This window comes from Pseudomonas sp. 05N434 (assembly GCF_056396965.1).
Genome location: NZ_JBFTMK010001063.1, coordinates 1 through 550 on the forward strand (window position 1 = coordinate 1; position 550 = coordinate 550).

Here is a 550-nt window from a genome sequence, read left to right on the forward strand (position 1 = left end):
GCTTAACGCCTGCGCGATTTCTTCTGCTGCCGTCCCGACGCGACTGTATATCCGGTACGTGAAGTAGCATTGCCAGTCGCTCACCGTAACTTTGCCTTTGCCTTCTTCAAACATTCATCCATTGCTCTTTCTTGCACTGCTAATATCTTGTTTTGAGGTTGATAGAGTCCCGACACGGTTGTATATCCGGTACGTGATGCGGCATTGTCAGTCGCTCCCTGTAACTTTTCTTTTTCCTTCTTCAAACATTCATCCAATGCTCTTTCTTGCTCTGCCGATACATCGATTTGAGGTTGATGGTTTTCCGGGGTGGCTATATATCCACTGCTGTCATCATTGGGCTCATCGTTTTTAATGGTCCCATCCTTCAAGCGCTCCGATGAACTAGCTATTTCGCTTGAATTACTATCGTCTTTCTTGTTTTCAGTCGCAGCCTGGCTTGAGTTCTGACTGACAGTGTTGTCACTCGATGTCACGGTGTTTGCGGTGGGTGTATCACTAGCTTTATTAGATTTCAGAGGGTGGGCGGCGGGAGCGGAGACGGTGTCTC

General features: G+C 48.0%; 1 pseudogene. It reads right to left on the bottom strand.

Features of this window, described 5'->3' with window-relative positions:
* Window positions 1-80 precede the first annotated feature (80 nt).
* Window positions 81-550, bottom strand: a pseudogene (locus tag AC1DLB_RS31720) (hypothetical protein); the annotation flags it as partial.